Below are 25085 nucleotides of genomic sequence, written 5' to 3'. Positions count from 1 at the left end.
GAGGAGCGCAGCGTTTCGCGGATCAGGGCTCGCCCTTGTCTGAGCGAAGCGAGTTTGGGCGAGACCCCGCGAAACGCGAGCACCGCAGGTTGCCCCGTAGCGCAGCGAAGGGGTCGCAGACAGCGGGGTCGCCTTTCTTTTGCCTACGTTTCTTTGGCGAGACAAAGAAAAGTAGGTCGCCTGCCGGGGCGAGTCCCGGCCCCGGGAAACAAGCAGCCAGCAACAACAACCAACTCACCGAGCGTGAGTAACCCCCCCATCCACCACCAACGTAGACCCCATCACATAGTCCCCAGCCCTGGAAGCCAGGTAGATCGCAGCCCCCGCCATGTCCTCCGGCACCCCGATCCGCCCCGCAGGAATCCGCCCCTTGATCTCATCCCCGTGGTCACGAGCCACCTTGTTCATGTCCGAAGCAAACGCCCCAGGCGCAATCGCGCTGACCACGATGCGGTCCTGCGCCAGCCGCAGCGCCATCCGGCGAGTCAGCTGGATCAAGCCCGCCTTGCTGGCCGCATAGGAGTACGTCTCCTGCGGATTGATCGAGATCCCGTCGATCGAGGCGATGTTGATCACCTTCGCCAGGTGGTCCGTCGCGGCCTTCTTGAGCATCGGGGTGAGGGCCTTGGTCAGGAAGAACGGCGTCTTCAGGTTCAGGTCGACCACCTTGTCCCAGCCGCTTTCGGGGAACTCCTCGTATGGCGCGCCCCAGGCAGCGCCGGCGTTGTTCACCAGGATGTCCAGCGAGCCTTCGTGCTTCGCATAGGCATCGACCAGCGCCTGCGCACCCTCGAGCGTCGACACGTCGGCCGGCAGCGACACGCAGTGCCCGAATGCCGAAAGCTCCTTCGCCGTCTGGTCGCAGGCCGCGGCCTTGCGCGCCGAGATGTAGACGCGCGCGCCCTGCGCGAGGAAGCCCTCGGCGATCATGCGGCCGATGCCGCGCGAGCCGCCGGTGATGAGCGCGGTGCGGCCCTTCAGCGAGAAGAGTTGGGTGGTGTCCATGGTGCGGATGTCTCCTGAATGAGTGATCGGGTTCAGGAAACCGAGCTTATTGCGCGCGGCGCCGCGCGCGCGTCACTTCGGTGTCAGCAGCAGGCTGCGGCGGCTGGCGAAGCTGCGCTGCGCCCCCGTCACGGGGTCGGCGAACGAAAGCGAACGCGCGAGCAGCTGCATGGGCCGGGCGAAGTCGTCGGCGCCCTCGGGCAGCAGCACGGGGTAGATCGGGTCGTTCACGATCGGCATCCCCAGCGCCAGGCAGTGCACGCGCAGCTGGTGCCTGCGGCCGGTGATGGGCGACAGCCGCAGCAGCGCAAGGCCGTCCTGCACGTTCAGCACTTCGATGCGGGTCTCGGAGTTGGGCTCTCCGGGTTCCTCGCGCACGCGCATGAAGTGGTCGTCGTCCACGAGGCGGCTGCGGTAGACCTCCGGCACCGACGACACGCCCTCCTGCCACGGCACCACGGCCTCGTAGTGCTTGGCGATGCGGCGCTCGGGAAACAGCGACTGGTAGGCGCCGCGCGTGGCGGGCTTCACCGAGAACAGCACCAGCCCCGAGGTACTGCGGTCGATGCGGTGCAGCGGCACGAGGTCGTCGAGCCCCAGCTTGCGCTTGAGGCGCACCAGCAGGCTTTCCTTGAGGTACTTGCCCTTGGGCGTCACGGGCACGAAGGGCGGCTTGTCGACGACCAGCAGCTGGTCGTCCTGGAAGACGACCTCCTCCTCGAAGGGAATGCTCGTCTCGCCGTCGAGCGTGCGGTAGTAGTACACGCGCAGCGGCGACTGGTAGCGGCGCGTGGCGGTCACGGGCACGCAGTGCTCGTCGACGACCTCTCCCGCTTCGATGCGCTCCATCCAGGCTTGGGGCGTGATGACGGGAAAGCGCTCGATCAGGAACTCGGCGATGGTCGGCCATGTACCGTGCGGCAGGCCGATGCAGCTCGGGCCCACGCCCTCGCGCGTGGGCAGCGGCATCCGTGGCGGCCGGCGGCGGGTCATGGGCGAGGCGCGTGCCTCTGCAGCACGGAGAGGATTTCGGCGAAGGTGGGGCGTGCCGCCGCGTCGGCGTCGAGGCAGCGCTCCTTCAGAGCGACCGTCTCCTGCGGCGGCGTGTCGGTGCAGCGCTGCAGAAGCTCTTCCAGCAGGCAGCCGAAGGCGCGCACCTCCAGGGACTGGAATGCCCGCGCCTGCTTCGCATCGAGCGCACCGGTGAGCCACGCGGCGCCGAAGTCGCCGAGCCGGCCGCCCCCTTGGGCATGCCACAGGATGTTGTGCGCGTAGAGATCGCCATGGACGATCCCCCGCGCATGCAGATGCTGCGCGGCCGAGGCGATGTCGCAGGCGATGCGCAGCGCCACGGCGGTGCTCCACTTCGCTTCCTCGGCATAGACGTCGCGCGTGCACGACGCGAGGCTGGGCGGCCCCGCGAGGGTCGCGAAGGCCGGATCGACCAGCGCCATCACGAGACCTTCGGTGCCTTCGGGATGCCCGTCGATGCGGCTGCGCGCGGCGATCAGCGTGGGATGCGCGCCGGCCGCGATGCTGGCGGCCATCTCGCTGTGCGGCCAGCCGTCGCTGGTGACCGCGCCCTTGAAGAGCTTGACGGCCACCGGTTGGGAATCGGCACCCAGGGTCGCGCGATGGATCACGCCCGACGCGCCTTCGCCGAGCTTCTCGCCGAGTACGATCTCGCGCCAATCGACGTGCGGCACCGATCGGGCGGCGATGGCGGCGTCTTCGGCCTGCGTGTCGAAGGGGTTGCCAGCGCAGGCGAGCCACGAAAGGCGCGGCAGCGCCGGCAGCCACCCGGGCAGCGCCTCGAAGCGGTTGGCCGAGATGCGCAGCAGCTCGAGCCGCTCTAGCTTCGCCATCGAGTCGGGCAGCGTGCGCAGCCGGTTGCCCGCGAGCATCAGCTTCTGCATCCGGGCGCAGTCGCCCAGCGAATCGGGCAGCGCCTCGATCTCGTTGTCGGTGAGGATCAGCCACCGCAGCGACGCAGGCAGCGCGCCAGCCGGCACGCTGCGGATGCGGTTGGCCTTGAAGCCCACGATGTCGAGGCTCCGACAGCGGCCGATGGATTCGGGCAGCGCGGTGAAACGGTTGTCGGAGCAGAACAGAACGCGCAGCCTGTGAAGGCGGTGCAGGTCGTCGGGCAGGGTGTCGAGCGCATTACCCGAGAGGTTCAGCACCTCGAGCGAATCGGCGAGATCGAACACCTCCCGCGGAAACTCGGTGAGCCCGCAGGAGAGATCGATTCGTGTCGCGCCTGCCAGCCGGCCCGCGCGCAGCTGAGCCAGCATGTCGTCCATCCGGCGAGTCTAAGCCGCCGCGGCCTTGGGACCGAAGCGGTAGACGCCGTCCTTGCCCAGCTCGCGCCGCACCTGGCCCGCGAACCACAGCAGGTGCAGGTGCGCGACGGTCTCGCCCATCGCGAAGGTCATCTGGTGCAGGTCGAGTTCGCGCTTGAACAGGATCGGCAGGCCCTCCGCGGCCGTGAGCCCGCGCGCCGTGCAGGCTTCGAGCAGCTCGGCCAGCCGGTCGCGGTGGTGCTCCTGCAGCTGCTCGACGCGGCGATGGATGCCCCGGAACGGCTTGCCGTGCGCGGGCAGGCCCAGCGTGTCGGCCGGCAGCGCCTTGAACTTCTCGATGCTGTCGAGAAAGAGGCGCAGCGAGTTCGCCTCGGGCTCGCCCGCGTGTACGCTCACGTTGGTCGAGATGCGCGGCAGCATCATGTCGCCGCCCAGCAGCAGCTTGAGCTCGTCGCAGTACAGGGAGATGTGCTCGGGCGCATGGCCGTAGCCGCTGATGCAGCGCCAGGCGTGGCCGCCGATGTCGACGACGTCGCCGTCGAGCATGCGCACGAAGCTGTCGGGCACCGAGGGCACCATGTTCGCGTAGTAGTTGGTGCGCGCGCGGATCTTGGCGACCGCCTCGGGGTCGGTCAGGCCGTGCGAGGCGAAGAAGCGCGCCGCCTGCTCGCCCCCGGCGAGGGTGTCGCCGGCGGTGCTGAGCACGCGGGCCACGTGGTAGTCGGTGGAGCTGATCCACAGCGGCACGTTCCAGCGCTTGCACAGCCAGTCGGCCAAGCCGATGTGGTCGGGGTGCATGTGGGTGACGATGACGCGCAGGATCGGCATGCCCTGCAGCTGTGTCTCGAACACCTGCTCCCACTGCGCGCGCGCCTCGTCGCGGGCGATGCAGCAGTCCACCACCGTCCAGCCCTCGACGCCGTCGATGCTGTCGCGCAGCAGCCAGAGGTTGATGTGGTCGAGCGCGAAGGGCAGCCGCATGCGGATCCAGCGCACGCCGGGAGCCACCTCCAGGGCCTGGCCGGGTTCGGGCAGCGTGTCGCCGAGGGGGTAGTGGAGTTCGCGTTCGAGGAGGTTCATGTAAGATTGACGTTTACGTAAACGTCATGAGTCAAGGGCACCATTGTAGGGATCGCGGCGCAAACCTGCTGTCGCGCCCGTAACGCCCCCAACAAGGCCCTCCTTCCGCCACTGTCTTCATGCCCGCGCAGACCTTCACCATCAGCCAGCTCGCGAAGGAATTCGACCTCACCACGCGGGCGATCCGCTTCTACGAGGACATGGGCCTGCTCTCGCCCGAGCGCGCCGGCCTGCAGCGCATCTACAGCGCGCGCGACCGGGCGCGGCTCACGCTCACCCTGCGCGCCAAGCGCCTCGGCCTGAGCCTGACGGAGGCCAAGGACATCCTCGACATGTACGACAGCCCCCGCGACACCGTGCCGCAGCTGGAGCGCTTCCTCGGCGTGCTGGGCGCCCACCGCGCCCAGCTGGAAGCGCAGCTCGCCGAGCTGCAGGCCAACCTCGCGGAAGTGAAGGAGCACGAGAAGAAAGGGCGGGCAACGCTCGCCAAGGCGCAGAAAAGCAAGGCACAGAAGGCCGGCAAGGCCAACGGACAGGCCGAAGCCAAGGCCTGAAGCACGTCTCACCGACAATATCGACCATGCCAGACAAATCCCAGACCCTCGACGATCTCTTCGCTCACAACCGTGCCTGGTCCGCCCAGATGGAACGCGACCGGCCCGGCTTCTTCACCAGCCTGGTGAAGCAGCAGACGCCGCGCTACATGTGGATCGGCTGCTCCGACAGCCGCGTACCCGCCAACCAGATCACCGGCCTGGAACCGGGCGAGGTGTTCGTGCACCGCAACGTCGCCAACATCGTGGTCCACTCCGACCTCAACGCGCTCTCGGCGATCCAGTTCGCGGTGGAGCACCTGAAGGTCGAGCACATCATGGTGGTGGGCCACTACGGCTGCGCTGGCGTGAAGGCCGCGCTCAGCGGCGCGCGGATCGGCCTGGCCGACAACTGGATCCGCCACATCCAGGACGTGCGCGACCGCCATCACGTGATGCTGGACAGCCTGCCCGACGAGGAAGCGCGCGTCGATGCGCTGTGCGAGCTCAACGTGGCCGAGCAGGTGGTGAACGTGGCGGTGAGCACCGTGATGGTCGATGCCTGGGCGCGCGGCCAGAAGGTCACGATCCACGGCTGGACCTTCGGCGTGCACGACGGCCTGCTGCAGGACCTGGGCCTGAGCGTGGACGGCACCCAGCCGATGGATGCCGCCTACAAGGCCACCGTGCAGCGCATCCGCCACAAGTGGAGCAAGCCCGGCGAGTTGGTGAGATCGGTGGGGGCGCGGAGCGCGCAGCCCAAGGCCGAGAGCTCCGGCCAGTCCTGACGCCGAGCGGCCCGCCGCCTTCCAGCCTCTGCTTCGCCCGTCATGTTCCCGCAGCGCCTCGATTCGCCGCTGGCCTACGACATCGCGAAGGCGATGATGGACGGCTTCAACCGGCACTACCGGTTGTTCAGGGCCGAGTCGGCGCGTGCCAAGCACCGCTTCGAGACCGCCGACTGGCACGGCCAGCAGCGCGCGCAGCGCGAGCGCATCGAGTTCTACGACCTGCGCGTGAGCGAGGCCGTGGCCCGGCTCGAGAAGGAGTTCAAGGCGGGCGAGCAGCCGATGGACGTGTGGCACCAGACCAAGCTGCACTACATCGGCCTGCTGGTGGACCATCACCAGCCCGAGCTGGCCGAGACCTTCTTCAACTCGGTGACCACGAAGATGCTGCACCGGGCCTACTTCCAGAACGACTTCATCTTCGTTCGACCGGCCATCAGCACCGAGTACATCGAGCCGCGCGGCGCACCGACCTACCGCCCCTACTACCCCCGGCCCGAGACGCTGGCCGACACCATCGAGCAGATGCTCGACGACTTCGCGCTGATCGGCAGCTTCGCCGACAAGCGGCGCGACGCGGAACGCGTGGCGAGCGCCATCCTGGGCCGCTTCCACCAGGTCAAGCTGCGCGCCAACTTCCAGCTGCAGGTGCTGTCGGGGCTGTTCTTCCGCAACAAGGGCGCGTACGTGGTCGGCAAGATCATGAACGGCTTCACCGAGCTGCCGTTCTCGCTGCCCATACTGCACGACAGCCGCGGCCGGTTCTACATCGACGCGGCCCTCTTCGGTGAAGACGACCTGCAGATGCTCTTCAGCTTCGCGCGGGCCTACTTCATGGTCGACATGGAAGTGCCCTCTGCCTGGGTGCAGTTCCTGCGTTCGCTGATGCCGCGCAAGCCGCGCGCCGAGATCTACAACGCGCTGGGCCTCGCGAAGCAGGGCAAGACGCTCTTCTACCGCGACTTCCTCTCGCACCTGAACTACTCGAGCGACCGCTTCCGCATCGCGCCCGGCATCAAGGGCATGGTGATGCTGGTGTTCGACCTGCCTTCGTTCCCGTTCGTGTTCAAGGTCATCAAGGACTTCTACCCGCCGCAGAAGGACACCACGCGCGAGCAGATCAAGGGCAAGTACATGCTCGTGAAGCATCACGACCGCGTGGGCCGCATGGCCGACACGCTGGAGTACAGCGACGTGGGCTTTCCGCTGGACCGCTTCGAGCCCGAGCTGATCGAGGAAATCCGCAGGTTCGCACCCAGCCAGCTGGAGATCGGCGACCGCGACGGCAACGGCGAGATGGAGCTCGTGGTGAAGCACGTCTACATCGAACGGCGCATGATCCCGCTGAACATCTACCTGCAGGAGGCCTTCGACGCGCTGGCCAACCCCGAGAGCCCGGCGCATGCGAAGCGCGCGAAGGAGCAGCTCGCGCATGCGGTGGTCGAATACGGCAATGCGATCAAGGACATGGTGGCCGCCAACATCTTCCCCGGCGACATGCTCTGGAAGAACTTCGGCCTCACGCGCGGCGGCAAGGTCGTGTTCTACGACTACGACGAGATCGAATATGTCACCGACTGCCAGTTCCGCAAGGTGCCCGCGCCGCGCAACGAGGAGGACGAGATGAGCGGCGAGGTTTGGTATTCGGTGGGCCCGAAGGACGTCTTTCCCGAGACCTTCGAGCCCTTCCTGCTGGGCAACAAGGACGTGCGCGAGGCCTTCATGGCACACCACGCCGACCTGCTCGACGCCGCCTTCTGGCAGCACCACAAGGAACGCATCCAGGCCGGGCAGATGCTGGACGTGTTCCCGTACGAAGAGTCGCAGCGCTTCAGACATGAGGGGCACGCGACACACTTCTAGAAACCGACAGCCGGACGCAGACGACGTGAAGATCGCGCAAGGAGCGCAAAAGGAAACGGCAGATCCTTGAGTGGTCTTCTTCCGCGACCTTCGCGAAACCTCGGCGCCCTCTGCATCCGGACACCCGATTTTTTCAACATATCCAAAGGAGACCCGCAATGTCCGAATCCATCGTCATCGTCGGCGCCGCCCGCACCCCCATGGGCGGCTTCCAGGGCGACTTCGCCTCCCTCTCCGCGCACGACCTCGGCGGCGTGGCCATCAAGGCCGCCGTCGAGCGCGCGGGCATCGCGCCCGACACCGTGGGCGAGGTGCTGTTCGGCAACTGCCTGATGGCCGGCCAGGGCCAGGCCCCGGCGCGCCAGGCGGCCTACAAGGGCGGCCTGCCCGACAGCGCGGGCGCGGTCACGCTCAGCAAGATGTGCGGCTCGGCCATGAAGGCCGCGATGCTCGCGCACGACCTGCTGCTGGCGGGCACGCACGAGGTGATGGTGGCCGGCGGCATGGAAAGCATGACCAACGCGCCCTACCTCATGCTCAAGGGCCGCGGCGGCTACCGCATGGGCCACGACCGCATCTTCGACCACATGATGCTCGACGGCCTCGAAGACGCCTACCAGCCGGGCCGCAGCATGGGCACCTTCGGCGAGGACTGCGCCGCCAAGTACAAGTTCACGCGCGAGCAGCAGGACGCCTTCGCCATCGCCAGCGTCGAGCGCGCCAAGAAGGCCACCGACACCGGCCTCTTCAAGGACGAGATCGCGCCGGTCACCGTCAAGGGCCGCAGCGGCGAAACCGTGATCTCGGTCGACGAGGGCCCGGGCAAGGTCAAGCTCGACAAGATCCCCACGCTCAAGCCCGCGTTCAAGAAGGACGGCGGCACCATCACCGCCGCATCCAGCTCGTCGATCAACGATGGCGCGGCCGCGCTGGTGATGATGACCGAGTCGCACGCGAAGAAGATCGGCGCGAAGCCCATCGCGCGCATCGTCGGCCATGCCACGCACGCGCAGCAGCCCGAGTGGTTCTCCACCGCGCCCGTCGGCGCCGTGCAGAAGCTCTTCGCCAAGACCGGCTGGAAGGCGCGCGACGTCGACCTCTGGGAAGTGAACGAGGCCTTCGCCGTGGTGCCGATGGCGCTGATGCACGAACTCGACGTGTCGCACGACATCGTCAACATCCACGGCGGCGCCTGCGCACTGGGCCACCCGATCGGCGCCAGCGGCGCGCGCATCATGGTCACGCTGATCCACGCACTGAAGGCGCGCGGCAAGACGCGCGGCGTGGCGACGCTGTGCATCGGCGGGGGCGAAGGCACGGCCGTGGCACTCGAATTGGTCTAGTCAATATCCGTAAAAATTGGAAATTAATCGTCAATTTTTGCTTATTTCCAAGATAGCGTTCGCCTTTACTTTTATTTAAAAATTCTCTGATACCATCCGCGCGCCCATGAGTGCCGCACCTCAATAGGATTCGCGCGAGATGGAATTCAGGGAAGAAAATGAATCAACAAGAAGAGGCTGCATGCACGGTGAATACAGGCTATTGCGCGGCTGCGGAAGAATTCTTCCAGCGGCTGCTCGAAGCTCTGAAATATTCAGCAATTGCGTTGCTGGTGGTGCTTGCAGTGGTTTTTGTCTCGCTGCAAAAGATACCAGCTGAAATAGTCGCAGCAGACAGCGATGATCTGCTCTTGAAGCTCGCGTCGCTGGGACGCAAGGGAAAATCGGTTCTTTGCGATCCCGCAAATATCGAGAAATTTCTTTCCGTTCAGATCGACAAGACGGAAGCCCTGGGCAATGTTGCAGTCAACACCCCGATTGGCAAACCTGCTCCGAACCCAAGCCTTTCCGGAAATTACTCGAAGTTCCAGTCGGGAACCACCACTGTCTGCCGGCTTCAACTGCAGTGGGCGGGGCACCGGTTCTGCGACACCGACTCCGCACGCGCCCAGCGGCTGATCGGCCGCCGAGTGCAGCTCCGGCTAGCAATTCCGGGTGAAGGCGGGATTTACGATCATGGGTACGAACTGACGCACGACCCGAGAGAAAGGGCTTTGATCGGATGGCGAGAGCCAAGCCGATCATGTCCTGCGGATGTCGAGGTGATCGTGGCGGTCCATTGAATGGCACGCGCCGAGAATCGCCGGTTGCCGTGGCCGGCCCTGCTCTTTGGAGCGATCTTCTTCGCTGCAACGGCCATGTTGGTGTACGAATCGGCGCGCGAATACTTCCCTCGCAGCGACCTGCGGTCCTTCGACGAACGGAAGGCCAAACTGTTGAGCGCAGGAAAGAGGGCATCCTATGAGTTGGAACTGTTCAGCGAACTCTCCCAGTGGAACCGGCCGAGCCGACGCTATCCGGCAGAGGGAGGTCCCCGGCTGCGAGAACGGCGATGGCGACAACTCGCTGGCGAAGGCTTCGAGCTCGCGCACATCGCCTTGCAATTGCTCCAGCCGAACGGGGGATATGTCTATCCGCTGGACAGGCCGATGAAGCGGCTGCAGGAACTCGCAGAACAAGGAGACGCCGGTGCGATGTGCCTGATGGCGTCGCTGGTCGCTCAGGTCAAGAAGGCGCGCGTGTCCAATGAGCATGCCGAAACCGCCAGGAAGTGGCTGAAGGTAGGCGCCGAGCGCGGCCATCCTGAATGCCAGCTGCAGTTGGGACGTCGCCTGCTTCTCGGCATTGACGGGATGTTCAGGGATCCTGGCCGTGGCCTTCCGCTGGAATTCGCAGCCCGAAGAAGCGGGTACGCCCACGACGTCGACGGGTTGGTGGCATATTTCCAGCAAAGATGGTCTACCGAAGCCATTGATCTCTCAAGGCTTTACTGCTGGCTGTCGATCGAAGCACAGTCTCGCCTGTCCGATGGATCTCAGAAAATGCTGAGGCTGCTGCGCGTAGAGGCACAGCGTCTCGAATCCGATCGGCTGAAGGCGCTTGCAAGCCGGCTCGAGAGCACGCGCTTTTCGCTGCAGGCATGCGTTGAGCTGGGCGCAAGCTGAACTGCTTCAGCGATGGGGCGATGCCTAGAATGAGTGCTTCGCTTTCAATCTGTCTGGAGACCTTGTTCATGTATTCGGCCATTCCCCGCAACACTGTCGCCGCGCTGGTTGCCTTCGCATTCCTGGCACCGGCGGCTGCCCTGGCCCAGAAGCGCGACAACGTGCTGTTCCAGGCCGCCACCGACGAGCAGCCGGCCGTGATCAAGACGCTAGAGAAGCTGGTCAACATCGAGACCGGCACCGGTGACGCCGAGGGCATCGCCGCTGCGGGCAACTTCCTCGAGGCCGAGCTCAAGAACCTCGGCTTCACGGTCACGCGAAGCAAGTCGGCCGGCCTGGTGGTGGGCGACAACATCGTGGGCAAGATCAAGGGCCGCGGCGGCAAGAACCTGCTGCTGATGTCGCACATGGACACCGTCTACCTCAAGGGCATCCTCGCGAAGGCCCCGTTCCGCGTCGAAGGCGACAAGGCCTACGGCCCCGGCATCGCCGACGACAAGGGCGGCAACGCGGTCATCCTGCACACGCTCAAGCTGCTGAAGGAATACGGCGTGCGCGACTACGGCACCATCACCGTGCTGTTCAACACCGACGAGGAAAAGGGTTCCTTCGGCTCGCGCGACCTGATCCAGGAAGAAGCCAAGCTGGCCGACTACGTGCTCTCCTTCGAGCCCACCAGCGCAGGCGACGAAAAACTTTCGCTGGGCACCTCGGGCATCGCCTACGTGCAGGTCAACATCACCGGCAAGGCCTCGCATGCCGGCGCCGCGCCCGAGCTGGGCGTGAACGCGCTGGTCGAGGCTTCCGACCTCGTGCTGCGCACGATGAACATCGACGACAAGGCGAAGAACCTGCGCTTCAACTGGACCATCGCCAAGGCCGGCAACGTCTCGAACATCATCCCCGCCAGCGCCACGCTGAACGCCGACGTGCGCTACGCGCGCAACGAGGACTTCGACGCCGCCATGAAGACGCTGGAAGAGCGCGCGCAGCAGAAGAAGCTGCCCGAGGCCGACGTGAAGGTGATCGTCACGCGCGGCCGCCCGGCCTTCAATGCCGGCGAAGGCGGCAAGAAGCTGGTCGACAAGGCGGTGGCCTACTACAAGGAAGCCGGCGGCACGCTGGGCGTGGAAGAGCGCACCGGCGGCGGCACCGACGCGGCCTACGCCGCGCTCTCAGGCAAGCCAGTGATCGAGAGCCTGGGCCTGCCCGGCTTCGGCTACCACAGCGACAAGGCCGAGTACGTGGACATCAGCGCGATTCCGCGCCGCCTGTACATGGCTGCGCGCCTGATCATGGATCTGGGCGCCGGCAAGTGAATGCTGCCCCCCGGCTTTTCACTCGCGTTGCTCGTGTAACTCCACCCCCCGAGGGGGAGGCGCGGTCCGCCTTGGGGCGGCCCGGCGGCGACCGCCTCGTCACATAGAAGGAACTGCCATGTTGTTGACAGCAGACCAGGAAGCCATCCGCGACGCGGTGCGCGACTTCTCGCAAGCCGAACTCTGGCCCAACGCCGCGAAGTGGGACCGCGAGCACAGCTTTCCCAAGGAGGCCCACCAGGGCCTCGCGGCGCTGGGTGCCTACGGCATCTGCGTGCCCGAGGAGCATGGCGGCGCCGGCCTCGACTACCTCACGCTCGCGCTGGTGCTGGAGGAGATCGCGGCCGGCGACGGCGGCACCAGCACCGCCATCAGCGTGACCAACTGCCCCGTCAACGCCATCCTCATGCGCTACGGCAACGCGCAGCAGAAGAAGCAGTGGCTGGAGCCGCTGGCGCAGGGGCAGATGCTCGGCGCCTTCTGCCTGACCGAGCCGCAGGCCGGCAGCGATGCATCGAGCCTGCGCACCACCGCGCGCAAGGACGGCGACGGCTACGTGATCGACGGCGTGAAGCAGTTCATCACCAGCGGCAAGAACGGCCAAGTGGCGATCGTCATCGCGGTGACCGACAAGGGCGCCGGCAAGCGCGGCATGAGCGCGTTCATCGTGCCCACCGACACGCCCGGCTACAACGTCGCACGGCTGGAGGACAAGCTCGGCCAGCACAGCAGCGACACCGCGCAGATCAACTTCGACGGCTGCCGCATTCCGCGCGAGAACCTCATCGGCGCGGAGGGCGAGGGCTACAAGATCGCGCTCGGCGCGCTGGAAGGCGGGCGCATCGGCATCGCCGCGCAGAGCGTGGGCATGGCGCGCAGCGCCTTCGATGCCGCGCTGGCCTACGCCAAGGAGCGCCAGGCCTTCGGCGGCTCCATCTTCGATCAGCAGGCCGTGGGCTTCCGCCTCGCCGAATGCGCGACGCAGATCGAGGCCGCGCGCCAGCTGATCTGGCACGCCGCGAGCCTGCGCGACGCCGGCCTGCCCTGCCTGAAGGAGGCCGCCATGGCCAAGCTCTTCGCGAGCGAGATGGCCGAGCGCGTGTGCAGCGCGGCCATCCAGACGCTGGGCGGCTACGGCTACGTGAACGACTTTCCGCTGGAGCGCATCTACCGCGACGTGCGGGTCTGCCAGATCTACGAAGGCACGTCGGACATCCAGAAGCTGCTGATCCAGCGCGCGCTGGCGTGACGTGAGCGAAGGTCGCGGGCGGCGCCCGGCTTGGCTGTACGCCGCGGCCATCGTGCTCGCGACGCTGGCCGTCTGGGGCTTCGTCATCGAACCGCGCTGGGTGGCTGCGCGCGTCGAGCCGCTGAGCTCCGAGCAATGGCAGACTCCCGCCGGCCTGAAGGTCGCGGTGGCAAGCGACTGGCATCTCACGTCGCGCTCCGCATGGCGCGTCACCGGCGTGGAGCGCGCCGCACGCATCGTCGACGAGATCAACGCCGCGCAGCCCGACGTGGTGCTGCTGCCGGGCGACTTCCTCGCGGGCACGGGCGAGGACGACGAGCCCCTGCCCGTCGAGGGCATGGCAGCCGTGCTCGGCAGACTCAAGGCGCCGCAGGGCGTGTACGCGGTGCTGGGCAACCACGACTGGTGGCACGGCGGACAGCGCATCGCCAAGGCGCTGGCAGCCCAGGGCATCCGCGTGCTGGAGAACGCATCGGCGCGCCTGCCCGGCCACGACATCTGGGTGGTCGGCATCGGCGACCATTCGACCGGCCATTCGGAGCCGATGCGCGCGCTGGCCGGCGTGCCGGCCGATGCAGCGACGCTGGTCATGATGCACGACCCCTTCAGCTTCGCGACCATGCCGCGCACGCACGGGCTGGTGGTGGCCGCGCACACGCACGGCGGACAGGTGAGCGTGCCGGGCTACGGGGCGCTGATCGTGCCGGGCGCGGCCCCTCGCGAGTGGGCCTACGGATGGATCACGCACAAGGACAGGCGCATGTACGTCACGAGCGGGCTGGGCGTCAGCATCCTGCCGGTGCGCTTCAACATGCGGCCCGAGTGGGTGATGTTCCGGTAGGGGTGCCGCCATCCGCTGCGAGGCGCTGCGGCATGGCGGCGTCTTCGAGGCCATCGCCGCGAGCGGGCCTCCATGGCCCATCCGCGGGCTTGCCCTCTCGGCACAAGGGCCGCAAGGTGTTCCAATGCAGGTCTTCATGAGTGCACCCGATCCCCAATCCAGGCCCTGCCCTTGCGGCCGGACCGACCGCCGCGACAAGCCCATCGCCTTTTCCCTTTGCTGCGGCCGCTATCTCGACGACTTCGACCGCACGCCCGCGCCCGATGCCGAATCGCTGATGCGCTCGCGCTATTCGGCCTTCGTGCTGGAGAGAGGCGAATACCTGCTCGCCACCTGGCACGCATCGAAACGCCCCGCTTCCATCGAGTTCGAGCCGGGCGTCAAGTGGCTGGGACTGGACGTCCGCGCGCGCTCGGTGCTCGACGCGGACCACGCCGAGGTCGAGTTCGTCGCGCGCCAGCGCGGCCCCTCGGGCACCGCCACGCGCCTGCACGAGCGCAGCCGCTTCGTGCGCGAGGACGGGCGCTGGTACTACGTCGACGGCGACCTGCGGTAACAACCCGCGGGTTGACGCGCCCGGCCGAGGCTCGCACAATCGGCCCCGCTCCGGGGTGCACGCATGTGGCGTGCTGAGATGGCAAAGCTGCCGACCCGCGAACTTGATCCGGGTCATACCGGCGTAAGAAGAGCTGCACTCCCTGACTTCGGTCCGTCCACCTTCCGTGACGGGCTTCTGCCGAAGGCCACCGAGCGATTGCGGAGCACCCTTTCTGTCCACAAGGAGTGCCTCCGATGAATGCCCCCGACAAGTTCACCTCGCTGCTCACGCTCACGCGCGAGCCCTTTCCCGCGTCGCACAAGTGCGTGATCCCGGGCAGCCGGCCCGACCTGTTCGTGCCCGTGCGCGACGTGCAGCTGACCAACGGCGAGACCGTCTCGCTCTACGACACCTCCGGCCCCTACACCGACCCGAAGGTCGAGATCGACGTGCGCCGCGGCCTGCCCGACGTGCGCGGACCGTGGATCGCCGAACGAGGCGACACCGAGAGCTACGAAGGCCGCGTGCACCACGCGCTGGACGATGGCGCGAAGAACGAGGACCGCGACGCCCAGCGCCTGGCCGAACTGCGCGCCGGCGCCTCGGCGCTGCAGCGCACGCCGCGCCGCGCGAAGTCGGGCTCCAACGTCACGCAGATGCACTACGCGCGCCGCGGCATCGTCACGCCCGAGATGGAATACGTGGCCCTGCGCGAGAACGGCAAGCGCGAGTGGATGGCCGAATACCTCGCCAACGAGGAACGCGCGAAGCGCGTGGCGGGCAACCCGATGGGCGCGAGCATCCCGCGCATCATCACCCCCGAGTTCGTGCGCGACGAGGTGGCGCGCGGCCGCGCGATCATCCCGGCCAACATCAACCACCCCGAAGTCGAGCCGATGGCCATCGGCCGCAACTTCAAGGTGAAGATCAACGCCAACATCGGCAACTCGGCCGTCACCTCGAGCATCGAGGAGGAAGTGGAGAAGCTGGTGTGGGCCATCCGCTGGGGCGCGGACAACGTGATGGACCTTTCCACCGGCAAGAACATCCACACCACGCGCGACTGGATCGTGCGCAACAGCCCGGTGCCGATCGGCACCGTGCCCATCTACCAGGCGCTCGAGAAGGTGGGCGGCGTGGCCGAGGACCTCACCTGGGAGATCTACCGCGACACGCTCATCGAGCAGGCGGAACAGGGCGTCGACTACTTCACCATCCACGCCGGCCTGCGCCTGCCCTTCATCCACCTGACGGCCAACCGCATGACGGGCATCGTGTCGCGCGGCGGCTCGATCATGGCCAAGTGGTGCATCGCGCACCACAAGGAGAGCTTCCTCTACACGCACTTCGAGGACATCTGCGACATCATGAAGGCCTACGACGTGAGCTTCTCGCTCGGCGACGGCCTGCGCCCGGGCTCGGGCGCCGACGCCAACGACGAGGCGCAGTTCGCCGAGCTGCGCACGCTGGGCGAGCTCACGCAGGTCGCGTGGAAGCACGACGTGCAGACCATGATCGAAGGGCCCGGCCACGTGCCGATGCACATGATCCAGTCGAACATGGACGAGCAGTTGAAGCACTGCCACGAGGCGCCGTTCTACACGCTGGGCCCGCTGACCATCGACATCGCGCCGGGCTACGACCACATCGCCAGCGCCATCGGCGCGGCCATGATCGGCTGGGCCGGCACCGCGATGCTCTGCTACGTGACGCCGAAGGAGCACCTGGGCCTGCCCGACCGCGACGACGTGAAGCAGGGGATCATCGCGTACAAGATCGCCGCGCACGCGGCGGACGTGGCCAAGGGCCATCCGGGTGCTCGCTCGCGCGACGACGCGCTGAGCAAGGCGCGCTTCGAGTTCCGCTGGCAGGACCAGTTCAACCTGGGCCTGGACCCCGACACCGCGCGCGAATTCCACGACGAGACGCTGCCGAAGGATTCGAGCAAGGTGGCGCACTTCTGCTCGATGTGCGGCCCCAAGTTCTGCTCGATGAAGATCACGCAGGAGGTGCGCGAGTACGCCGCGAAGAAGGGCGTGGCCGAGGATCAGGCCATGAGCGAAGGCATGGAGGAGAAGTCGAAGGAGTTCATGGCCGGCGGGGGCGAGATGTACATCCCCATCAAGGCCGTGCCCTGAAGCCTTGATCCGAGGCCGGGGAGCCCCGGCCTCAGCCTCAGTTCCAGCGCGGAACCGCCTCGTCCTTGAGCTGCTTGCGCAGCGCGTCGTAGTCGGGCAGCACGCTCTCCACCGTTTCCCAGAAGCGGTGCGAGTGGTCCATCACCCGCAGGTGGGCCAGCTCGTGCGCGACGACGTAGTCGATCACCGGCAGCCGGAAGTGGATCAGCCGCCAGTTGAGCCGGATCGACCCGTCGGCGCTGGCGCTGCCCCAGCGCGTGGCGGCATTGGAGAGCGACAGCTTCTGCCACTGCACGCCCAGCAGCGGCGCGAAATGGTCCAGCCGCTCGATGAAGAGCTTGCGCGCCTGGCGCATCAGCCAGGCCTGCGCAGCATCGCGTATCTGCGAGGGCTCGGCGTTCTGCGAGACGGCCAGCCGCAGGACGCGCGGCGCGCCTTCATCGGTGGCCGCATCCAGCGTGCCGCCCACGCTCGCGAAGCCGTGCTTCGGATCGAGCCGCATCACCACCGGCTCGCCCAGGAACGGAAAGGCCGCGCCGTCCTTCCATTCGATGCGCGTGGCTTCCACCCGCGCGAGGCGCTGGCGCGTCTCGTTGAGCTTGCGCAGGATCCAGTCCGACTTCTCGTGGATGGCCGCATCGACGTCTCGCAGCGCCACCCAGCGCGGCGCGCGAACCGACAGCCCCTCCGCGCCCACCAGGAAGCCGATGGTCTTGCGCTTGCCGCGCTTGAACTCGTAGGCCACGCGAGCCGAGCCCAGCACCACTTCACGCGTGGCCTGGGGATGCGCGAAGGTCGCGAGCGTCAGCGTGTCGGCCAGGGGCACAGCGGGCGGCGCATTCGGGTCGACGGGCTCGGGGGGCAGGACAGCCGCGTCGGGCAGCACCGAGGGCGGAGCTGCCGGCTTGGGCTTCCTGGTCCGGCGCGGACGTGCCGGCGCAGGCGCCGGGGGCGCGAACTCGCTCCCCAGCCCCTCGAACAGGTCCATCGTGAACCGGAGCAGTCCCCCCATGGCGGGCTTCCTGGCGTCTGTGCTTCTCTTGCGGCGGCCCGGGCTCAGCTCACCGCTTCCTGCCGCGCGGGCTGGGGCGGGCTGTTCACGTAGGCCTCGGGGTCGAGGCGGCGCATCTCGGCCTCGATCCATTCCTCGACCTCGCGCATCAGCTCGTCTGGCTTGCGGCCCACGCTGGAAATGGCCGGCCCGATGGACACGTCGACCACGCCCGGACGCTTGATGAAGGCCTTGCGCGGCCACACCTTGGCCGAGGTCACGGCGATGGGAATCACCGGCACGCCGGTCTCGCAGGCCAGCCGCGTGCCGCCGCTCTTGTAGGTGCCCTTCTGCCCGCGCGGGATGCGCGTGCCCTCGGGGAACATGATGATCCAGATGCCCTGCGCGAGCAGCTTGCGGCCCTGGTTCACCACCTTGTTGAAGGCCTGCGCGCGCTGGCTGCGATCGATGTGGATCATGTCCAGCCGCGCCATCGCCCAGCCGAAGAAGGGGATGTAGAGCAGCTCCTTCTTGAACACGTAGGCCAGCGGATGCGGCATCAGCGTGGGCATCAGGAAGGTCTCGAGCGTGGACTGGTGCTTCACCAGCAGGACCGCGCCGGCGAGCTTGTCGGTCGGCAGGTTCTCCATGCCGCTCACGCGCGTCCTGATGCCCAGCAGCACGCGCGCGCCGCCGATGGCCCAGCCGAGCCAGCGCACGGCCATCCAGTAGAGCGGCACGCCGCGCTTCCAGAGCGAGCTGACGCACATGATGATGCCCCAGGGCACCACGGTGACGAGCATCCACAGTGCGTGGAGAACGGAACGGAACAACGCCATCAGACAGCCACCTGCATTGCATCCCGCGCTTCGCGCGCGAGCAGAAAATCGACAAAGGCGGCGAGGTCGTCGTGGACCATCGTGTTCGCCGGGTATTCGGGAGGAAGCGGATCGACGCCGCGGCAGGCCGCGCCCATGCCCGTGAGCAGCAGGTGCGGCTCGCAGCCGGCGGCCGCGCCGGCCTGCAGGTCGCGCAGGCTGTCGCCGCACGTGGGCACGCCCTGGAGATCGATGCCGTAGCGGTCGCCGATCTGCAGAAACAGGCCCGGCTTGGGCTTGCGGCAGTCGCAGTTCTCGTCGGGACTGTGCGGGCAGTAGAACACCGCATCGACCTTGCCGCCCACGGCCGCGAGCATCTTGTGCATCTTGGCGTGCATCGCATTGAGCGAGGCCATGTCGAACAGCCCGCGGCCCAGGCCCGACTGGTTCGACGCGATCACCACGTGCCACCCCGCATGGTTGAGCCGCGCGACGGCCTCCAGCGCACCGGGCAGCGGCGTCCACTCGATGTCGCTCTTCACGAAGTCTTCGCGGTGCACGTTGATCGTGCCGTTGCGGTCGAGGATGACGAGTTTCATGGCGGTGCCGCCCATGGTGGTGTTGCCGGACGAAGAATGCTCAGACGGCCAGCCGCTCGAGCTGCGCCACGCGGTTCATCGCGGCGTGCAGCGACATCAGCAGGCCCAGGCGGTTCAGGCGCAGGTCGGCCTGCTCGGCGTTGACCATCACCCCGTCGAAGAAGGCGTCGACCGGCTCGCGCAGCGCGGCCAGCGTCTGCAGCGAAGCGGTGTAGTCGCCGGCTTCGAACTGCGCATTGGCGGCGGGCACGACCTGTGCCATGGCCGCGTGCAGCGCCTTCTCGGCGGGCTCCTGCAGCAGCAGTTCGCTGACGTGCGCGTCGGCCTCGGGGGCCTTCTTGAGGATGTTGCCGATGCGCTTGTTGGCGGCGGCCAGTGCGGCTGCGGCCGGCAGGGCGGCGAAGGCGCGCACGGCGGCCAGCAGCTTGGGCACCTCGCCCAGGCGTTGCGGGCGCGGGGCCAGCACGGCCTCGACTTCCTGCGCGCTGGCGCCCTGCTCGCGCAGGCTGCCGGCAAGGCGGTCGTAGATGTAGTCGACGACGAGGCGCACGTCTTCCGCGGCCTTGTGCAGCGGGAACTCCCCGGTCTTGCCGATGGCGTCGTCCAGGACCGTGCGCGCGGAACTCACCAGCGCGCTCAGGTCCAGCGGCAGATTCTTCTCGATCAGCATGCGGATCACGCCCAGCGCATGGCGGCGCAGCGCGAACGGGTCACGGTCGCCGGTGGGCAGGTTGCCGATGCCGAACATGCCGACCAGCGTCTCGAGCTTGTCGGCCAGCGCCACCACCAGGCCCACGGTGTTGCGCGGCAGCTCGTCGCCGGCGAAGCGCGGCTTGTAGTGGTCTTCGATGGCGTCGGCCACCGATGCGTCGAGGCCGTCGTGCTGCGCGTAGTAGCGGCCCATGATGCCCTGCAGCTCGGGGAACTCGCCGACCATGTCGGTCACGAGGTCGGCCTTGGCGAGCTGGGCGGCCTGCGTGGCGTGCGCGGCGAGCGTCGCGTCGCCGAGCTTCTCGGCAATGCCGCGCGCGATGCGCATCACGCGCTCCACGCGCTCGCCCTGCGTGCCCAGCTTGTTGTGATAGACCACCTTGCCCAGCGACTCGACGCGCGAGGCCAGCGACTTCCTGCGGTCCTGGTCGAAGAAGAACTTGGCGTCGGCCAGGCGCGGGCGCACCACGCGCTCGTTGCCGCCGATGACCGCGCTCGCATCGTCGGGGCTGATGTTGCTGACGACGAGGAACCTGTTGGTGAGCCTGCCCGAGGCGTCGAGCAGCGGGAAGTACTTCTGGTTGGCCTTCATCGTGAGGATCAGGCACTCCTGCGGCACTTCGAGGAACTCGCGCTCGAAGCTGCAGACCAGCACGTTCGGGCGCTCGACCAGCGCGGTCACTTCGTCGAGCAGGGCTTCGTCCTGGATCGGGACCGAGCCGCCGCCGACCGTCACCGCGGCCGCTGCGAGCTGGCGCGCGATCTCCGCGCGGCGCGCCTCGAAGCTGGCGATGACGGCGCCGTCCTCCTGCATCTGCAGCGCGTAGCTGTTGGCGTCGCGCAGCACGACCGGATCGACCGCCGCCTCGAAGCGGTGGCCGTGCGTTTCGCGGCCGGCCTTCAGGCCAAGCGCCTCGACCGGCACCACGGCGTCGCCGTGCAGCGCCACGAGGCCGTGCGCGGGGCGCACGAAGCTCACGCTGGTCCAGCCCGGCAGCTCGCAGCCGGTTTCGAGCTGGTAGCTCATGACCTTCGGAATGGGCAGCTTGGCGATCGCCTCGGCCAGCGCCTTCTGCAGGCCCTCGGCCAGCGTGGCGCCCTTGGCGGTGCTTTCGTAGAACAGGGCTTCGGCCTTGCCGTCCATGGCGCGCTTGAGGCCGGGCACGGCGGAGGCGTCGGCGCCGAGCGCGCCCAGGCGCTTGAGCAGCGCGGGCGTGGGCTGGCCCGAGGCGTCGAGGCCCACGGCCACGGGCATGAGCTTCTGCGACACGGCCTTGTCGGCGGCGCGGTCGGCCACGTGCGTGATGTGCGCTGCGAGGCGGCGCGGCGAGGCGTAGGAGGTCAGCACCGAGCCGGCCTCGGCCAGGCCCTGGGCCACGAGCTGGTCGCGCAGCACGCCCGCAAAGGCGTCGCCGAGCTTCTTCAATGCCTTCGGCGGCAGCTCTTCGACAAACAGTTCGACCAGGAGGGAGTTCTTGTTCATGGGGGTCGTCATCGCTCAGGCGGCCTTCTTCGGGGGGATCTGCGCGACCCACTCGCGCGGCGCCATCGGGAAGCCCAGGCGCTCGCGGCTGTCGTAGTAGCTCTGCGCGACGCTGCGCGCGAGGTTGCGGATGCGGCCGATGTAGGCGGCGCGCTCGGTCACGCTGATCGCGCCGCGCGCGTCCAGCAGGTTGAAGCTGTGCGCGGCCTTCAGCACCTGCTCGTAGGCAGGCAGCGCGAGCTGGGCGCCCATGAGGTGCTTGGCCTGCTTCTCGTGCGCGTTGAAGGCGGTGAACAGGAACTCGGCATCGCTGTGCTCGAAGTTGTAGGTCGACTGCTCGACCTCGTTCTGCTTGTAGACATCGCCGTAGCTCAGGCCGTCGGTCCAGGTGAGGTTGTAGACGTTGTCCACGCCCTGCAGGTACATGGCCAGGCGCTCCAGGCCATAGGTGATCTCGCCGGTGATGGGCTTGCAGTCGATGCCGCCGACCTGCTGGAAGTAGGTGAACTGCGTCACCTCCATGCCGTTGAGCCACACCTCCCAGCCCAGGCCCCAGGCGCCGAGCGTGGGGTTCTCCCAGTCGTCTTCGACGAAGCGGATGTCGTTCTTCTTGAGGTCGAAGCCCAGGGCCTCGAGGCTGCCGAGGTAGAGCTCGAGGATGTTCGAGGGCGCCGGCTTCAGCACGACCTGGTACTGGTAGTAGTGCTGCAGGCGGTTGGGGTTCTCGCCGTAGCGGCCGTCCTTGGGGCGGCGGCTGGGCTGCACGTAGGCCGCTTTCCAGGGCTCGGGGCCCAGTGCGCGCAGGAAGGTGGCGGTATGGGAAGTGCCCGCGCCGACCTCCATGTCGTACGGTTGCAGCAGCGCGCAGCCCTTGTCGGCCCAGTACGACTGCAATTTGAGAATGATTTGCTGGAAGGTCAACATGAAGCTGGCCGGCAGGGGGCCGGACATTGGACGGTAGCGCGGCGACGTGCCGCGAAAGCGGGCGATTTTACGTTCGGAGGGCAACTCTCCCACAGCGGGACGGGAAGTTGCCTGCTGGCGGCGCGGGGCGGGAGGTGCGACAACTGCCCACCCGCCGAGCGCGGCGGCACCGCCGCCCGAGCGCGCCCATCCTCCCCTTCCTTCGACCCGCTTTCCCGATATCCCTGGACATGCCCGTGCCCGAGACGCCCGAGACCTCTTCCGACGCGCCCCTTTTCGTCGTGCTCAACGCCGGCTCCGGCAGCGAGGACGCGGCCGAGGCCCGCCGGGTCATCGAGGAAGGTTGCGCCGCGGCCGGCCGGCGGCTGCGCATCTTCGTGGTCGACGAACCCGGCCGGCTGCAGGCGCTGGCGCGCGAGGCGGTCGAGCGGGCGCGCGCGGCCGGCGGCGTGGTAGTGGCCGCGGGCGGCGACGGCACCATCAACGCGGTGGCGCAGGCCGCGCTGGGCAGCGGCTGCGCCTTCGGCGTGCTGCCGCAGGGCACCTTCAACTACTTCAGCCGCACCCACGGCATCCCGCGCGACACCGCGCAGGCGCTGCAGATCCTGCTGACCGAGCGGCCGCGGCCGGTGCAGGTGGGGCTGGTGAACGACCGCGTGTTCCTGGTCAATGCCAGCATGGGCCTGTACGCCGACTTGCTGGAGGAGCGCGAGACCTACAAGTCGCGCTTCGGCCGCAGCCGCTGGATCGCCTTCGGCGCCGGGCTGCTGACGGTGCTGCGCGGCCACCGGCACTGGAACCTGCGCATGGCCTGGCGCGGCAAGGAGCGCGACATCCGCACGCCGACGCTGTTCGTCGGCAACAACCCGTTGCAGCTGCACCAGGTCGGCATTCCGGAGGCCGACGCGCCCGAGCAGGGACAGCTGGCGGCCATCGTGCTCAAGCCGGTGGGACCGCTGGCGATGCCGGGCCTGCTGGTGCGCGGCGCGCTCGGGCGGCTGGGCGACGCCGACGAGGTGCTGACCTTTCCGTTCGAGTCGCTGACCGTCAAGGCGAGCCGGACATTCGCGCAGCGCGGCCCGCGCCGCGTGAAGGTGGCGACCGACGGCGAGATCGGCTGGGTCGACATGCCGCTGCTGTTCCGCGTGTCGCCCGAGCGGCTGTGGCTGGTGCGGCCGGAGGAGACGGCGCCCGAACTCGAGGCAGCGCGCGAATGAGCTGCCTGCTGCAGATCTCCGACCCCCACTTCGGCACCGAGCAGCCCGAGGTGCTGCAGGCGCTCGAGCGGCTGGCGCATGCGCTGGCGCCCGAGCTGGTGGTGCTCTCGGGCGACATCACCCAGCGCGCCACCGTGGCGCAGTTCGCGGCGGCGCGGGCCTTCGCCGACCGGCTGGGCGCACCGGTGCTGGCCATTCCGGGCAACCACGACATTCCGCTGTTCCAGCTGGCGGCGCGCGTGTTCGCGCCGTATGCGCGCTACCGCCGGGCCTTCGGCGACGATCTCGAGCCGGTGTTCGACTCGCCCCGATGGCTGGTGGCCGCGGTCAACACCACGCGCTGGTACCGGCACGAAGACGGCGCGGTCTCGCCCGCGCAGGTCGAGCGCGTGGCGCGGCTGCTCGAGGCGGCCTCGCCCACGCAGCTGCGGGTGGTGGTGACGCACCAGCCGGTGATGGTCACGCGCACGCGGGACCTGGGCAACCGCCTGCACGGGCGCGAGGAAGCCGTGGCGCGCTGGTGCGCGGCGGGGGCCGACATGATCCTGGGCGGACACATCCACCTGCCCTTCGTGCGGCCGCTGCACGACGCCTTCGCGGGCTGCGCGCGCACGGCGTGGGCGATTCAGGCGGGTACTGCCGTGTCGCGGCGGGTGCGCGCGGGACACCCCAACTCGGTCAACGTGGTGCGCTCGGACATCGCCGAAGGCCCCCGCGCCTGCCGCGTGGAACGGTGGGACTACGTGGCGCGCGACAAGGCCTTCGGCTGCGCCGAAGTATTCGGCCTTTCCCTTGCCAGCCGGGCAGCGCGGCCTTAGGGTGCGCCGCATGCCGCTCGAAGCCTCCCTTTCTTCCGTCCCTTCCCTCGCGCCTCTTGTCGTTTTCGCCGGAAATCTCGGTGCGCATGCGCTGCCCTGGTTCCTCTCGCTGCTCGCGGCCTCGGTGCTCGGTGCAGGCCTGGCCTGCCACCTGCTGCAGAAGCGCCACTTCAGGCTGCAGGATGCCGAAGAGCCCAGCGAGCCGCGCATCGCGCTCGCCTTCGCCTCGGGCTTCGTGCTGATCCTGCTGGCGTCGAGCCTGTTCGCGTGGATCGCCTCGAACATTGCCGACGGCCATGTGCTCGGCCAGGCTGACCACGCCCTGACCGACGCCATCGCCGCGAACCTGCCGCGGGCCGCGCTGGTGGTGTTCAGCTGGGTCACGCACCTGGGAGACGCGGCCTTCCTCGGGCCGGTGTGCGTGCTGGTGGCCGCCGTGCTGTGGCGGCACCGGCATCGCGGACTGGCGCTGGGCTGGGTGCTCGCGCTGGTCGGCATCGTGTTGCTGAACCCGGCGCTCAAGCAGATCTTCGCGCGGGCCCGCCCGATCCACGACCACGGCCTGGCGCTGGAGACGAGCTACAGCTTTCCGAGCGGCCACAGCGCGGGCGCGATCGTGAGCTACGGGATGCTGCTGTACCTGCTGCTGCGCACGCTGCCGGTGCGCTGGCATGTGCCGGGTGCGATGGCGGCCGCGGGCGCCATCGTCACCATCGCCTGTAGCCGGATCTTCCTGCAGGTGCACTTCGCAAGCGACGTGGTGGCCGGGCTGCTCACCGGCCTGGCCTGGCTGCTCGTGTGCGTGGGCGGCCTGGAATACGCGCGCCACCGTCGGCTGCGGCGCGCGCTGGCCTGAACAC

Annotated in this window: 23 protein-coding genes and 1 riboswitch; of the genes, 14 read left to right on the top strand and 9 right to left on the bottom strand. The window is 68.0% G+C overall.

The features are described 5' to 3' along the window. Positions 1-234: 234 nt before the first annotated feature. From G369_RS0133860 to G369_RS0133845, 4 genes are all read right to left on the bottom strand, one after another. Positions 235-1005: an SDR family oxidoreductase gene (locus G369_RS0133860; protein WP_019658515.1), complete on the bottom strand. Its 771-nt coding sequence runs from the start codon at positions 1003-1005 to the stop codon at positions 235-237. A 72-nt stretch (positions 1006-1077) separates the two neighbouring features. Beyond that, complete coding sequence (locus tag G369_RS0133855; RefSeq protein ID WP_019658514.1) at positions 1078-1998, bottom strand: pseudouridine synthase; 921 nt, start codon at positions 1996-1998, stop codon at positions 1078-1080. Next, a complete protein-coding gene (locus G369_RS0133850; RefSeq protein WP_019658513.1) occupies positions 1995-3308 on the bottom strand; it encodes a leucine-rich repeat-containing protein kinase family protein in 1314 nt (437 codons plus the stop codon). Before G369_RS0133850 ends, G369_RS0133855 begins: the two co-directional genes overlap by 4 nt. 9 nt (positions 3309-3317) lie before the next feature. Then, positions 3318-4388 carry an MBL fold metallo-hydrolase gene (locus G369_RS0133845; RefSeq protein ID WP_019658512.1) on the bottom strand — a complete coding sequence of 357 codons (1071 nt, stop codon included), beginning with the start codon at positions 4386-4388 and terminating at the stop codon, positions 3318-3320. Between the two features lie 119 nt (positions 4389-4507). On the opposite strand from G369_RS0133845, the gene G369_RS0133840 reads away from it, so the two are divergent. From G369_RS0133840 to thiC, 11 genes are all read left to right on the top strand, one after another. After that, positions 4508-4942, top strand: coding sequence for a MerR family transcriptional regulator (locus G369_RS0133840; protein WP_019658511.1), 435 nt, complete (start codon positions 4508-4510; stop codon positions 4940-4942). Positions 4943-4968: 26 nt separating this feature from the next. Beyond that, positions 4969-5709 carry a carbonate dehydratase gene (gene can / locus G369_RS0133835; RefSeq protein ID WP_019658510.1) on the top strand — a complete coding sequence of 247 codons (741 nt, stop codon included), beginning with the start codon at positions 4969-4971 and terminating at the stop codon, positions 5707-5709. 42 nt (positions 5710-5751) lie between these two features. Then, positions 5752-7572, top strand: coding sequence for a bifunctional isocitrate dehydrogenase kinase/phosphatase (gene aceK, locus G369_RS0133830; RefSeq protein ID WP_019658509.1), 1821 nt, complete (start codon positions 5752-5754; stop codon positions 7570-7572). Between the two features lie 158 nt (positions 7573-7730). Next, entirely contained in the window at positions 7731-8915 is a 1185-nt protein-coding gene (locus G369_RS0133825) for an acetyl-CoA C-acyltransferase (protein WP_019658508.1), read from the top strand. A gap of 158 nt (positions 8916-9073) precedes the next feature. After that, entirely contained in the window at positions 9074-9697 is a 624-nt protein-coding gene (locus G369_RS38900; protein WP_157773859.1) for a hypothetical protein, read from the top strand. After that, positions 9698-10579, top strand: a complete 882-nt coding sequence (locus tag G369_RS0133820) for a hypothetical protein (RefSeq protein ID WP_019658507.1) — start codon at positions 9698-9700, stop codon at positions 10577-10579. 68 nt (positions 10580-10647) lie between these two features. Beyond that, positions 10648-11898, top strand: a complete 1251-nt coding sequence (locus G369_RS0133815) for a M20 family metallopeptidase (protein WP_019658506.1) — start codon at positions 10648-10650, stop codon at positions 11896-11898. Between the two features lie 118 nt (positions 11899-12016). Continuing rightward, positions 12017-13147, top strand: coding sequence for an acyl-CoA dehydrogenase family protein (locus G369_RS0133810; protein WP_019658505.1), 1131 nt, complete (start codon positions 12017-12019; stop codon positions 13145-13147). 1 nt (position 13148) lies between these two features. After that, a complete protein-coding gene (locus G369_RS0133805) occupies positions 13149-13988 on the top strand; it encodes a metallophosphoesterase (RefSeq protein ID WP_019658504.1) in 840 nt (279 codons plus the stop codon). Between the two features lie 136 nt (positions 13989-14124). Next, the gene (locus G369_RS0133800) at positions 14125-14544 is read left to right on the top strand and encodes a YchJ family protein (protein ID WP_026346857.1); all 420 of its coding nucleotides are present in this window, start codon (positions 14125-14127) and stop codon (positions 14542-14544) included. A gap of 41 nt (positions 14545-14585) precedes the next feature. Next, positions 14586-14691, top strand: a riboswitch (TPP riboswitch). Between the two features lie 89 nt (positions 14692-14780). Continuing rightward, a complete protein-coding gene (gene thiC, locus G369_RS0133795; protein WP_019658502.1) occupies positions 14781-16664 on the top strand; it encodes a phosphomethylpyrimidine synthase ThiC in 1884 nt (627 codons plus the stop codon). 37 nt (positions 16665-16701) lie between these two features. On the opposite strand, the gene G369_RS0133790 is transcribed toward thiC, so the two are convergent. The 5 genes from G369_RS0133790 to glyQ are packed head-to-tail and all read right to left on the bottom strand — an operon-like array spanning position 16702 to position 22190. Beyond that, complete coding sequence (locus tag G369_RS0133790) at positions 16702-17676, bottom strand: M48 family metallopeptidase (protein ID WP_240650227.1); 975 nt, start codon at positions 17674-17676, stop codon at positions 16702-16704. A 44-nt stretch (positions 17677-17720) separates the two neighbouring features. Then, positions 17721-18494: a lysophospholipid acyltransferase family protein gene (locus G369_RS0133785; RefSeq protein WP_019658500.1), complete on the bottom strand. Its 774-nt coding sequence runs from the start codon at positions 18492-18494 to the stop codon at positions 17721-17723. Beyond that, complete coding sequence (gmhB, locus tag G369_RS0133780) at positions 18494-19087, bottom strand: D-glycero-beta-D-manno-heptose 1,7-bisphosphate 7-phosphatase (protein ID WP_019658499.1); 594 nt, start codon at positions 19085-19087, stop codon at positions 18494-18496. The genes G369_RS0133785 and gmhB overlap by 1 nt, the downstream gene beginning before the upstream one ends. A gap of 25 nt (positions 19088-19112) precedes the next feature. Beyond that, positions 19113-21266, bottom strand: coding sequence for a glycine--tRNA ligase subunit beta (gene glyS, locus G369_RS0133775; RefSeq protein WP_020723441.1), 2154 nt, complete (start codon positions 21264-21266; stop codon positions 19113-19115). Between the two features lie 15 nt (positions 21267-21281). After that, the gene (glyQ, locus tag G369_RS0133770) at positions 21282-22190 is read right to left on the bottom strand and encodes a glycine--tRNA ligase subunit alpha (protein ID WP_026346856.1); all 909 of its coding nucleotides are present in this window, start codon (positions 22188-22190) and stop codon (positions 21282-21284) included. A 230-nt stretch (positions 22191-22420) separates the two neighbouring features. Between glyQ and G369_RS0133765 the strand changes: the two genes are divergently transcribed. Genes G369_RS0133765 through G369_RS0133755 form a run of 3 tightly spaced genes read left to right on the top strand, consistent with a single transcriptional unit; the run spans position 22421 to position 25081 of the window. After that, positions 22421-23407 carry a diacylglycerol/lipid kinase family protein gene (locus G369_RS0133765; RefSeq protein WP_019658496.1) on the top strand — a complete coding sequence of 329 codons (987 nt, stop codon included), beginning with the start codon at positions 22421-22423 and terminating at the stop codon, positions 23405-23407. Next, the gene (locus G369_RS0133760; RefSeq protein ID WP_019658495.1) at positions 23404-24225 is read left to right on the top strand and encodes a metallophosphoesterase family protein; all 822 of its coding nucleotides are present in this window, start codon (positions 23404-23406) and stop codon (positions 24223-24225) included. The genes G369_RS0133765 and G369_RS0133760 overlap by 4 nt, the downstream gene beginning before the upstream one ends. 10 nt (positions 24226-24235) lie before the next feature. Continuing rightward, on the top strand, positions 24236-25081 hold the full coding sequence (locus G369_RS0133755) for a phosphatase PAP2 family protein (protein WP_020723440.1): 846 nt from the start codon (positions 24236-24238) through the stop codon (positions 25079-25081). Positions 25082-25085: the final 4 nt, after the last annotated feature.

Source organism: Variovorax atrisoli 110B (genome assembly GCF_000382045.1).
GTDB lineage: Bacteria > Pseudomonadota > Gammaproteobacteria > Burkholderiales > Burkholderiaceae_C > Variovorax > Variovorax atrisoli.
The sequence above is the reverse complement of the archived record's forward strand: the minus strand, read 5'-3'. Positions and strand labels throughout refer to the sequence as shown.

Coding starts and splice junctions, on each gene's coding strand:
- G369_RS0133785 (WP_019658500.1), bottom strand. CDS start 18,494: ATGGCGTTGTTCCGTTCCGTTCTCCACGCACTGTGGATGCTCGTCACC.
- G369_RS0133755 (WP_020723440.1), top strand. CDS start 24,236: ATGCCGCTCGAAGCCTCCCTTTCTTCCGTCCCTTCCCTCGCGCCTCTT.
- thiC (WP_019658502.1), top strand. CDS start 14,781: ATGAATGCCCCCGACAAGTTCACCTCGCTGCTCACGCTCACGCGCGAG.
- G369_RS0133790 (WP_240650227.1), bottom strand. CDS start 17,676: ATGGGGGGACTGCTCCGGTTCACGATGGACCTGTTCGAGGGGCTGGGG.
- G369_RS0133860 (WP_019658515.1), bottom strand. CDS start 1,005: ATGGACACCACCCAACTCTTCTCGCTGAAGGGCCGCACCGCGCTCATC.
- gmhB (WP_019658499.1), bottom strand. CDS start 19,087: ATGGGCGGCACCGCCATGAAACTCGTCATCCTCGACCGCAACGGCACG.
- G369_RS0133765 (WP_019658496.1), top strand. CDS start 22,421: ATGCCCGTGCCCGAGACGCCCGAGACCTCTTCCGACGCGCCCCTTTTC.
- G369_RS0133845 (WP_019658512.1), bottom strand. CDS start 4,388: ATGAACCTCCTCGAACGCGAACTCCACTACCCCCTCGGCGACACGCTG.
- glyQ (WP_026346856.1), bottom strand. CDS start 22,190: ATGTTGACCTTCCAGCAAATCATTCTCAAATTGCAGTCGTACTGGGCC.
- G369_RS0133855 (WP_019658514.1), bottom strand. CDS start 1,998: ATGACCCGCCGCCGGCCGCCACGGATGCCGCTGCCCACGCGCGAGGGC.
- G369_RS0133815 (WP_019658506.1), top strand. CDS start 10,648: ATGTATTCGGCCATTCCCCGCAACACTGTCGCCGCGCTGGTTGCCTTC.
- G369_RS0133840 (WP_019658511.1), top strand. CDS start 4,508: ATGCCCGCGCAGACCTTCACCATCAGCCAGCTCGCGAAGGAATTCGAC.
- G369_RS0133825 (WP_019658508.1), top strand. CDS start 7,731: ATGTCCGAATCCATCGTCATCGTCGGCGCCGCCCGCACCCCCATGGGC.
- can (WP_019658510.1), top strand. CDS start 4,969: ATGCCAGACAAATCCCAGACCCTCGACGATCTCTTCGCTCACAACCGT.
- glyS (WP_020723441.1), bottom strand. CDS start 21,266: ATGAACAAGAACTCCCTCCTGGTCGAACTGTTTGTCGAAGAGCTGCCG.
- G369_RS0133850 (WP_019658513.1), bottom strand. CDS start 3,308: ATGGACGACATGCTGGCTCAGCTGCGCGCGGGCCGGCTGGCAGGCGCG.
- G369_RS0133800 (WP_026346857.1), top strand. CDS start 14,125: ATGAGTGCACCCGATCCCCAATCCAGGCCCTGCCCTTGCGGCCGGACC.
- G369_RS0133820 (WP_019658507.1), top strand. CDS start 9,698: ATGGCACGCGCCGAGAATCGCCGGTTGCCGTGGCCGGCCCTGCTCTTT.
- aceK (WP_019658509.1), top strand. CDS start 5,752: ATGTTCCCGCAGCGCCTCGATTCGCCGCTGGCCTACGACATCGCGAAG.
- G369_RS38900 (WP_157773859.1), top strand. CDS start 9,074: ATGAATCAACAAGAAGAGGCTGCATGCACGGTGAATACAGGCTATTGC.
- G369_RS0133810 (WP_019658505.1), top strand. CDS start 12,017: ATGTTGTTGACAGCAGACCAGGAAGCCATCCGCGACGCGGTGCGCGAC.
- G369_RS0133760 (WP_019658495.1), top strand. CDS start 23,404: ATGAGCTGCCTGCTGCAGATCTCCGACCCCCACTTCGGCACCGAGCAG.